The organism is Pelagicoccus mobilis (assembly GCF_016595505.1).
GTDB lineage: Bacteria > Verrucomicrobiota > Verrucomicrobiia > Opitutales > Opitutaceae > Pelagicoccus > Pelagicoccus mobilis.
In genome coordinates this window covers 133,824-143,417 of record NZ_JAENIL010000011.1, presented here as the reverse complement: position 1 = coordinate 143,417, position 9,594 = coordinate 133,824, and the positions used below count along the sequence as shown (strand labels likewise).

Sequence of the window (9,594 nt, the reverse complement as noted above, 5' to 3'; positions counted from 1 at the left end):
CCCATTCCCCCACAACCAACACTCCCCCCTTGCCAACTCCCCCTTGCTTCGCCACAACCCCTCCCCGATGGCAAAGAAGTATGACATTTACGGTATGGGCAACGCGCTCGTCGACATCGTCACAGAAGTCGACGACGCCTTTTTCGCGAAGCACGAAATCGAGAAAGGGCTCATGACCCTCGTCGACGAAACACGCCAAAGCGCCCTCGTCTCCGCCATCGACCTCGATGCCGCCGACAAGCAATGCGGAGGCTCCGCAGCCAATACCATCATCGGCGCCGCCCAATTCGGAGCCAAAGCCTACTACAGCTGCAAGGTCGCCAACGACGAGCTCGGACACTTCTACCTCACCGATCTCAAAGCCAACGGAGCCGACACGAACCTCACGCCCGACTCCCTTCAAGAAGGCATCACCGGCAAATGCCTCGTCATGACCACTCCCGACGCGGAGCGTACCATGAACACCTTCCTCGGCATCACCGCCGACTACTCCACCGCCGAAATCGACGAAGCCGCCCTCGCCGATTCAGAGTATCTCTACATCGAAGGCTACCTCGTCACCTCCGACAACGGCCGTGAAGCCATGAAGGCAGCCAAAGCCGCAGCCGAAAAGCTAGGCGTCAAAACCGCCCTCACATTCTCCGATCCAGCCATGGTCAAGTACTTCGGAGACGGCATGAAAGAAGTCGTAGGCTCCGGCGTCGACCTGCTCTTCTGCAACGAAGAAGAAGCCATGACCTTTACCGGCACCGAATCCATCCCCGCCGCCATCGAAGCCCTCAAAACTTCCGCCAAGCAATTCGTGGTCACCCTCGGACCAGACGGCGCACTCGTATGGGACGGATCCGAAGAAATCAAAATCGCTCCCGTCCCCACCGAAGCGGTCGACACGAACGGAGCCGGAGACCTCTTCGCCGGAGCATTCCTCTACGGCATCACAAACGGCCTAAGCCACGCCGAAGCCGGAGCCCTCGCCAGCCGAGCCTCCTCCTCAGTCGTATCCAAATTCGGCCCCCGACTCACCAAAGACCAAGCCCAAGCTCTTTTGTAGAGCTTACCGAAAGCGAGATCGGGACAAGCGAGCCGATCTCGCTAATGCTCGGGAAAACCCGTAGTAATTTCTGAGCCTAGACTTTGACAGGGGTTCGTTTTGCCCAACCTTCATAGCGTCCTGAACATATTCGGAAGCTATTCAATGCTGAACCCCTTCAACTACAAACTATCCCCACCGGATCTCGAACGAGATTTCAGACGCGAGCGCCAGCCTTCAGACCGACGGATCCTGCTCGTAATCCTCCCCATCGCCGCGGTCCTCATGCTCATCTTCCTCCTTCTCGCCTTAAGCGGGGGAGTCGGAGACGGCAGCGCTCTCGCATCCGCCATCCTGCGGGTCTTCGGAATTTTTGGGGCCATCATCGGAATCTGGAAGATCCACAAGACCTACGACTACGAGACAGACGAGCCGATCATCTTCGCCAGCAGCCTCGTCATCGTCGCCCACCTCATCGCCGACAATTCTAGGCACGACTACTTCATGTCGATCGTCACGTGGGATCTGGTTTCCATCCTAGGCATCTATTGCGTCACCGCCCTCAACTCCACTCAACAGTTCACACTGGCGGGCGCCCTAACCCTCGGAAGCCTATACTTCTGGTTCACACGAGCCGTGCCCGAACTAGACTTCACCAAATCGATCGGCACCCCGCTAGCCTACCTCGCCGCCAACAGCTTCGGGCTCATCATGTCCGCGAACATAAACCGAAGCCTTCGCAAAGATTTCAAAGCCCGGGTTCACGAAGAGGCCCTCAAACACGATCTTCAAAAGACCACCGAAACCCTTCGCGAAACCATCAACACGCGAGACCAACTCTTCTCCCTCATCGCCCACGACCTCCGCGGTCCCATCGGCGCCCTAGGCTCCATCGCTCAATACCTGCTGGTCCAAGACTCGAAAAACGAAGCAAAACGAAACGAGCTCATCGAGCTCATCTGCAAAGCCGCCACCTCCAGCCACGTCTTGCTGGAAAATCTACTCAGCTGGGCCCTCTCGGAGACCGAAGACCTCTCTCCCAAGCTCCAGCCCGTCGACCTTGGAGACGTCGTAGACAGCAACATCAAGCTCCTCTCCGCCGTTGCCGCCAACAAAGAGATAACCCTCGCCAACGACTGCTCCGCCTCCAAGCCCGTGCTCGCGGACCCCCAGATGATAAGCACCGTCGTGCGAAACCTCATTTCAAACGCCCTGAAGTTCACCCACCGAGGCGGCAACATCCGTATCTCCCAAGAATCCACCTCCAATCAAGAAGCCATACTCAAGGTCACCGACAACGGCGTCGGCATCCCAACCGAAAAACTGCCCCAGATCTTCAATCTCGACTTCAAGACAACCTCACGCGGGACCGACGGCGAATCCGGTTCCAACCTAGGCCTCAGACTCTGCTCCCAATTCATGCATAAGCAAGGAGGCCAGATCAGCGCGCAAAGCGAAGTCGGAAAAGGCAGCAGCTTCAGCCTCAAGCTCCCCTACGCCCCAAACGCCACCAGCGAGTAGAAGAACCCCGGCATTGCCTCCCGCGGCAAACTCAGTTCCCCTGCCGCATGTCCTCCACTTCCCAAGCCAACAAGCGCGTCGCCATCATCGGCGCCGGAGCTGCAGGCTACTTCGCCGCCATCCACATCGCCGAGTCCGATCCCCAAGCCCAAGTCGACCTCTACGAAGCCACTCGCCGCACCCTTTCAAAAGTAGCCATATCCGGAGGCGGACGCTGCAACGTCACCCACCACTGCTTCGAGCCACGTGAGCTCGTCAACTTCTACCCGCGCGGAGGCAAAGAGCTCCGCGGCGCCTTCCACAGCTGGCAGCCTCAAGATACCGTCGACTGGTACCACTCACGCGGTGTCGAACTCAAAACCGAAGACGACGGGCGGATGTTCCCCACTACCGACGACTCCCAAACCATCATCGATTGCCTCACCTCCGCCGCCCAAAAAGCAGGCGTAAAACTACACCTAAAAACCAGCGTATCCAAAATCACCTATACACCAGAGCCCGGTCCAATCTTCACCCTCTACACTCCAAACTTAAACCTTCAGTACACCCACGTCCTCATCGCCACCGGAGGCGGACAAAAAAACTCCGGCCACGCCCTCGCCTCATCCCTCGGCCACACAATCACCGATCTAGCCCCCTCCCTCTTCACCTTTCACATAGATCACCCCCTCCTCAAAGACCTCCAAGGACTCTCCCTCCCCAACGTCCAAGTTTCTTACTCACCTAAAAAACTTCAACAAAGCGGCCCGATCGTATTCACACACTGGGGACTCAGTGGCCCCGGCATCTTAAAGCTATCAGCCTGGGGCGCCCGCGTATTCAGCCAACTCGACTACCATTGCGAACTCTCGGTCAACTGGTTCGGCGGGGCCAAACAAGACAAGATCCGCCAGCTCCTCGAAACCGCGAAACAGCAAAACGCCCGCAAAGCCCTCGTAAGCCTCAATCCCTTCGACTTCCCTCGACGCTTCTGGGAACGCCTCTTAGAGCACGTATCCATTTCGCCAGACACCCAATGGGCCCAGCTCCCAAAGAAAGCAATCAACCAACTCACCGAAACCATCGCCAGCACCCGCCTGCAAACCAACGGCAAAAGCATGAACAAAGAAGAGTTCGTCACCTGCGGAGGCGTCAAACTCAAGGAAGTCGACTTCAAGACCATGCAAAGCCGACTCGTCCCCGGGCTCCACTTCGCCGGAGAAGTCCTCGACATCGACGGCGTCACCGGCGGCTTCAACTTCCAAGCCGCCTGGACCACCGCCCACCTAGCCGCCACCGCCATCGCCACCCCATAATTCCCCAAACAACCCCGCCCCCACTTCCCCACAAAAAACACGATGCCGTCACCTTGCGCAGTTTCATGTCGAACGTTCGACATGAAACTGCGCAAGGTCTCGTTCCCAAACGCTCAAGCGTTACACTAAATCGTTTGAAAATCCCGCCAATCGAGTCACCCTATCGGACTATGAATTCCATCTCTAAGATCCTGACTTTCACTGCCCTAGGCTCAATCGCTCTCACCGGATGCTCCAAGAAGGAGGAGATCACCGAAGCCGACGTCCAAGCCGCCGCCGACAAAGCGGCCCAAGAAGCAGTCGCCGCCTCAGAAAAGAAAAACGACGACAAGATGGCCGCGATGAAAGCCGAGTCCGACAAGAAGCTCGCCGACGCCAAAGCGGAAATGGAAGCGAAACTCGCCGCCGAAACGAAACTCCTCAAAGAGCAATTCACCGCCAGCAACGCCGCCCTGCGCAAACAATACGATTCCCTCAAATCCAAGTACGACTCCGTAAAGTCCAAGCTTCCCGAAGACATCGTATCCCAAGTCTCATCCACCCTGCCCGATCTCGCCAACAGCCTCGGAAACCTCGAAAGTATCGCCAACACGTTCACCCCAAGCACCCTCGAACAACTCAACGAGCTCAAAACAAAATACGAAAAGGAGCTCGCCGTGGCTAAAGGCATCGCCGACCAAATCCTAAAGATGCTCGGCAAAGGCAGCCTCGAAAGCATGCTGCCCAAACTCTAACCGCCCCAAAAAAACGACTTCCCAAGGCCGCCCCTCCAGGCGGCCTTTTCACACTTCACACAAAAGATCTCGCACACCCCATGACAGCACTCGAACAGCTCACCCAAAAACAAAAACGCATCCACTCCCTCGAAAGCATCGCCGGGCTGCTCGGCTGGGATCAGCAAACCTTGCTTCCAGAGGAATCCAGCGACCAACGCCAGGACCAGATCGCGACCATGGCATCAGCCATCCACGAAGCCCGTACCGATTCGGAAATCGGCGGACTCCTTTCAAAACTAGAGTCTCAAACCCCAGCGCCCGACACAAAAAATCCCGCCGATGACGTCGGCATCATCCTCCGCGACGCACGCACAGACTACGACCGATGCACCAAACTCCCCGCGGCTTGGGTTGAGCAACACGCCCGACTCTGCTCCGAAGCCTACCACGCCTGGGCCGAAGCCCGGAAAAACAACGACTTCGCTTCCTACGCTCCCTACATCCAACGCCACCTCGATCTGGCGAAAGAAGAAGCCGAACACCTCGGCTGGGGCGACCGCCCCTACGATCTCATGATCGACTTCCACGATCCCGGCGTCGACGCCGCCACCATAGATTCCCTCTTCAGCGAACTGAAGACTGGCCTAGCTCCTGTTCTCAAACAAATCCTCGACTCCCCAACCAAAGCCCGCACCGACATTTTCAAAGGATTCCCCGTCGCTGAACAGAAAACCTTCCTCGAAGAAGTCACCGCGTCATTAGGTTTCAACTACAAGCGCGGACGCATCGACATTTCACTCCATCCCTTCTGCAGCGGCAACGGGGCCGACACCCGAATGACCACCCGCTTCGACGTCGACAACCCCCTCGACTCCCTCTTTTCCTCCATCCACGAAACCGGGCACGGCATGTACGAGCAAGGCCTGCCACTCGACTCCCTCCACAACGCCCTCGGCAAAGCAGCCGGCATGGGAGCTCACGAATCCCAAAGCCGACTCTGGGAAAACCAAGTTTGCCGCTCCAAAGCCTTCTGGAAACACTACGAGCCCAAATTCCGATCCGCCTTTCCAACGCAACTCGAAGGCATCTCGTCCGACGACCTCTATCTCGCCATCAACGCCGTATCCCGAAACCCGATACGCGTCGACTCCGACGAGGTCACATACAATCTCCACATCATCATTCGCTTCGAAATCGAAAAGAAGCTCTTCGCCGAAGAACTCCAGGTCTCCGAACTCCCCGACTACTGGAACGCCCAATACAAAGAGCTCCTCGGCATCGAGCCTAAGGACGACGCGGAAGGCGTGCTGCAAGACGTACATTGGTCCGGCGGCTCCTTCGGCTATTTCCCGAGCTACTGCCTGGGCAACATGCTCGCCGCCCAGCTCTGGTACAGCGCCGCCGACCAGCTCCCAAGCCTCGAAGAAGACCTCGCCAAAGGCGAGTTCGAGAACCTCCTCAACTGGCTACGAGAGAACGTCCACCAACACGGAGCTCGCTACCACCTGCTAGAGCTCAGCCAAAAAGCGACCGGCCAAGCCCTCTCTCCCAAATCCCTCATTCGCTACCTCAAAGACCGCTACCTTCCCCTCTACGCATAAGACTCGTGCCACGTTGCCGGCCTCAACGTCTCAAACGGGCGACCCGAGCTCTGGGCGGTTCATGGTTGAACGGCAACAGCGAGGTACGCTCCGACCAACTCAAATCCTCCAACCGGATAGCAACGCGGTGCCTCCCCGCATCGCCTTCGCCAAAAACGCAGAGCCGGAAGCAATAGGCCGCAAAAACAGGCCCCAAGATCGTGATAATCGCCAGGAGATCCACCCGAGTCTCCAACCCGCTTGGCATCGCCCATTCGTGAAGCACTAGAACAGGAATCATCAGAAGCGGGAGGTGCAGCAACGCCCGCGAAAACCCACTCCGCAATCTCCAAGGATACGCGAGACTCAAAAGCCCTAGGCCGATTAGCGTCCAAAACGTGATCGTTCGAAGGATAAACAAATCCATAAAAACCTCCCTCAAGGGAAACGTTCGGATCACCCAATTTGCGGCAGCAATCAGCCACCCAAAGCAAATCCAAAAACGGTTCACCGCCCACCATCCGACAACCTTTAAGTCCGAGCCCCAAAATCCGATTACGCTAGGCGATGTCGCAGCGAAAACGGAAAGCCTTCCCAAGCACTTTACGGGCTTGGCTACCTCCCCTGCTGACGTGCGCCCTCCTCTCGGCCTACTCCTGCAAGACCGGCCCGATCGCCCCCGAAATCGATTTCTCCCTCCGCGACAAGCTCGACCACTTCTGCGTCTACGGCCTGCTCGCCATCCTTGTTCTGCGAGCGCTGCCCAATCGATTCGAAGGCACCACCCGCTGGCTCACAGCCTTCGCCCTCGTCAGCCTTTTCGGTATGTGGGACGAAACCCTCCAGCACTTCAACTCCGCCCGCACCGGCGATCCACTCGACTGGTTTGCCGACTCCCTCGGAGCCCTCACCGCGGTAGTGCTCTACACAGAGATCCCCCTCCTACGAGCCGTAGCCAACTGGCAGCCCAGCCTCGGCCCCAATCACGCCAAAAGCCTCTAGTGAAGCTCGCGTTAACTCGAAGCGGCAAAGCCTTCAATCCCCCGCAAATACGCAAAGACACGTGACAAAACCGAGTCGAGCGCGCAGGGTGCTGCCTTCTCAAATCGTCACTACTCCCATGAGCACAGAAACTATCGATATCGCTAGCCTGGTAACAGAAATGGCCCACCAAGCACGGGCTGCCTCTCTCACGCTTGCCAACGTGCCGCGCGAACAGAAAAACAAGGCGATCCTCCGCCTCGCAGAGCTCATCGAAGAAAACGTGCCCGCCCTCCAAGCTGAAAACGCCAAGGACCTCGAAGCAGGCGAAGCAAACGGTCTCACCCCCGCCATGCTCAATCGCCTCAAACTCAACGAGAAACGGATCTCGGGCATGGTCGAGGGAGCACGCCAAGTCGCCGCCCTCCCCGATCCCGTCGGCGAATCGCTGGAAACCTACCAGCACCCACAGGATTTCAGCATCGAGAAAGTCCGCGTACCCATCGGAGTCATCGGCATCATCTACGAGTCGCGCCCTAACGTGACCGTCGACTGCGCCATCCTCTGCCTCAAGTCAGGCAACGCCTCCATCCTGCGCGGCGGCAAGGAAGCCTTCTACACCAACACCGCACTCGCCGCTCTAGTCAGCCAAGCGCTCGAGGAAGCCGGGCTTCCCCCCAAGGCAGTACAGTTCATCCCCACCACCGACCGCGCCGCACTCAATACACTGCTCAAACTCAACGAGCAGATCCAGTGCATCATCCCACGCGGAGGCGAAGGGCTTATCCGCTTCGTTTCGGAAAACTCCACCATCCCTGTCATCAAGCACTACGACGGCATCTGCACCGTCTTCGTCGACAAGGAAGCCGATACCGCCATGGCGGAAAGCATCGTGGTCAATGCCAAGACGCAGTACCCATCGGTTTGCAATGCCGCCGAAAACCTTCTCATCCACCGAGACGTGCTCGATTTCCATCTCCCGCAAATCGCTCGTGGCCTCGCCGCCAAGGACGTCCTGATCAAAGCCGATTCGGAAGCCGCCGCCGCCCTCGAGGCAGCTGGCATCGATTGCGAGCCCGCGACCGAAGAAGACTGGGGAACCGAGTACCTCGACCTCGTCATTTCCGTGAAAGTGGTGGCCGATGCAGACGAAGCTATGGCCTTCATCAACAAGTACGGCAGCTCCCACAGCGACGCCATCATCACCAGCAATCCAGAGACCGCGGAGAGTTTCCTCAACGGAGTCGACTCCTCCACCGTCTATTGGAACGTCAGCACTCGCTTCACCGACGGCTTCGAGTTCGGACTCGGCGCCGAAATCGGCATCTCCACCGACCGCCTCCATGCCCGCGGTCCCATGGGCCTCCGCGAACTCTGCAGCTACAAGTACAAAGTCGTCGGCAACGGCCAAATCAAAGGCTAAGCGGAAGGGCGTGGGCGCCGCCCCACGCCTCATCTTACTCCCCCTGCAACTCCAACATCGCCTTAGCGAACTGCTCGCCCAGATCGATGTAGCCGGCGCTGTCGTAGTGCCATTTGTCGGAGTACCCGTACGCGTCTGTTGAAGTGACGAGGGCGGCGTTGGCATCCCCTTCGCAAAACGCCGCTTGCTGAGCTCGTACAACGTTCCCGAACTCCCAAACCACTCCCCCATCTTCCATTCCGGAATCCGAGATGCGACCAATCACCACCGGCAAATCGTCATCTCGCAAAGCCGCTCGAAACAACGCGATCGTCCGAGCTAGGTTCGAGGCATAGCGAGACGCCGGCCCCAACTCATTAGCATCGCTCTCCCCCTGCATCCAAACGATGCCCGCTGGCACAAGGCGATCCGCTTCACCATCTCCATCCACATCGGCGTCCTCAAACGCATTTCGAATGGTAGCCAAGCAGTGATCCCATTGATTGATCCCTTCCCCTTCTTTGTATTCAAAATGCCAGCGCCCAAAATGTTGCGTCGACTGCGGGTCAAGCGCGGTGCCGCCCCTCGCGTACTTGACGAAGGCGATCGGTGTATCCGGTTCCTGGGCACTTAGAATTTTCGCAAACCCGAGTTCAGGCCCAAATCGGTTCGAGAGCTTATTGCTCTTTCCATCCGATTCGAAACCGGTGCCGTGCCCAGCCGAAAGCTCCTCCCAAATACCGCGGCCATCACGAGGCTCGTCATCCGCCGCCATGTTCCCGTGAAAAATGCGAACCTCCCCCGCGAACTCAGCATAACCAGCGGGCAGGTCCTTCACATACCCGTAGCCATCCATATTCGATTGGCCGGCCAAGAGATAGACCTGGTATTCCTTGCCGAAGGCCAAGGATGCAATAGAGAGGGCGACAACAAGAAATGCGGGGTACGTTTTCATCTGAACTAACACTGCCCAAACCACCCCAACACGCAAACGCCTTCATCCGCGCAGTTTCATGTCGAACGTTCGACATGAAACTGCGCGAATGACCTCTGCAAAATCGTGATGAAG

The 9,594-nt window shown here is 57.8% G+C and carries 9 protein-coding genes; 7 read left to right on the top strand and 2 right to left on the bottom strand.

Going from position 1 to position 9,594, the window contains the following annotated elements; translation table 11 throughout:
- The first annotated feature begins 67 nt into the window (after positions 1 to 67).
- The 5 genes from JIN87_RS07740 (at position 68) to JIN87_RS07720 (ending at position 6,163) form a co-directional block, all read left to right on the top strand.
- On the top strand, positions 68 to 1,051 hold the full coding sequence (locus JIN87_RS07740) for a PfkB family carbohydrate kinase (protein WP_200354970.1): 984 nt from the start codon (positions 68 to 70) through the stop codon (positions 1,049 to 1,051).
- Positions 1,052 to 1,195: 144 nt separating this feature from the next.
- The gene (locus tag JIN87_RS07735; RefSeq protein WP_200354969.1) at positions 1,196 to 2,551 is read left to right on the top strand and encodes a sensor histidine kinase; all 1,356 of its coding nucleotides are present in this window, start codon (positions 1,196 to 1,198) and stop codon (positions 2,549 to 2,551) included.
- Positions 2,552 to 2,598: 47 nt separating this feature from the next.
- Positions 2,599 to 3,846, top strand: coding sequence for a BaiN/RdsA family NAD(P)/FAD-dependent oxidoreductase (locus JIN87_RS07730; protein ID WP_200354968.1), 1,248 nt, complete (start codon positions 2,599 to 2,601; stop codon positions 3,844 to 3,846).
- A 170-nt stretch (positions 3,847 to 4,016) separates the two neighbouring features.
- Positions 4,017 to 4,580 (top strand): hypothetical protein, encoded by a 564-nt coding sequence (locus JIN87_RS07725; protein WP_200354967.1) that lies wholly within the window; start codon positions 4,017 to 4,019, stop codon positions 4,578 to 4,580.
- Between the two features lie 80 nt (positions 4,581 to 4,660).
- Complete coding sequence (locus JIN87_RS07720) at positions 4,661 to 6,163, top strand: carboxypeptidase M32 (RefSeq protein WP_200354966.1); 1,503 nt, start codon at positions 4,661 to 4,663, stop codon at positions 6,161 to 6,163.
- A gap of 22 nt (positions 6,164 to 6,185) precedes the next feature.
- Here JIN87_RS07720 and JIN87_RS07715 read toward each other — a convergent pair whose 3' ends face one another.
- Positions 6,186 to 6,443 (bottom strand): hypothetical protein, encoded by a 258-nt coding sequence (locus tag JIN87_RS07715; RefSeq protein WP_200354965.1) that lies wholly within the window; start codon positions 6,441 to 6,443, stop codon positions 6,186 to 6,188.
- A gap of 266 nt (positions 6,444 to 6,709) precedes the next feature.
- On the opposite strand from JIN87_RS07715, the gene JIN87_RS07710 reads away from it, so the two are divergent.
- Complete coding sequence (locus JIN87_RS07710; RefSeq protein ID WP_200354964.1) at positions 6,710 to 7,144, top strand: VanZ family protein; 435 nt, start codon at positions 6,710 to 6,712, stop codon at positions 7,142 to 7,144.
- A gap of 118 nt (positions 7,145 to 7,262) precedes the next feature.
- The gene (locus tag JIN87_RS07705; protein WP_200354963.1) at positions 7,263 to 8,546 is read left to right on the top strand and encodes a glutamate-5-semialdehyde dehydrogenase; all 1,284 of its coding nucleotides are present in this window, start codon (positions 7,263 to 7,265) and stop codon (positions 8,544 to 8,546) included.
- Positions 8,547 to 8,580: 34 nt separating this feature from the next.
- Here JIN87_RS07705 and JIN87_RS07700 read toward each other — a convergent pair whose 3' ends face one another.
- Positions 8,581 to 9,480, bottom strand: a complete 900-nt coding sequence (locus tag JIN87_RS07700; protein WP_200354962.1) for a sialate O-acetylesterase — start codon at positions 9,478 to 9,480, stop codon at positions 8,581 to 8,583.
- Positions 9,481 to 9,594 lie beyond the last annotated feature (114 nt).

What these genes read in the sequence shown, in the direction of transcription:
- JIN87_RS07725 (WP_200354967.1), top strand. Translation starts at nt 4,017, where the DNA reads ATGAATTCCATCTCTAAGATCCTGACTTTCACTGCCCTAGGCTCAATC.
- JIN87_RS07700 (WP_200354962.1), bottom strand. Translation starts at nt 9,480, where the DNA reads ATGAAAACGTACCCCGCATTTCTTGTTGTCGCCCTCTCTATTGCATCC.
- JIN87_RS07710 (WP_200354964.1), top strand. Translation starts at nt 6,710, where the DNA reads ATGTCGCAGCGAAAACGGAAAGCCTTCCCAAGCACTTTACGGGCTTGG.
- JIN87_RS07715 (WP_200354965.1), bottom strand. Translation starts at nt 6,443, where the DNA reads ATGATTCCTGTTCTAGTGCTTCACGAATGGGCGATGCCAAGCGGGTTG.
- JIN87_RS07735 (WP_200354969.1), top strand. Translation starts at nt 1,196, where the DNA reads ATGCTGAACCCCTTCAACTACAAACTATCCCCACCGGATCTCGAACGA.
- JIN87_RS07720 (WP_200354966.1), top strand. Translation starts at nt 4,661, where the DNA reads ATGACAGCACTCGAACAGCTCACCCAAAAACAAAAACGCATCCACTCC.
- JIN87_RS07740 (WP_200354970.1), top strand. Translation starts at nt 68, where the DNA reads ATGGCAAAGAAGTATGACATTTACGGTATGGGCAACGCGCTCGTCGAC.
- JIN87_RS07705 (WP_200354963.1), top strand. Translation starts at nt 7,263, where the DNA reads ATGAGCACAGAAACTATCGATATCGCTAGCCTGGTAACAGAAATGGCC.
- JIN87_RS07730 (WP_200354968.1), top strand. Translation starts at nt 2,599, where the DNA reads ATGTCCTCCACTTCCCAAGCCAACAAGCGCGTCGCCATCATCGGCGCC.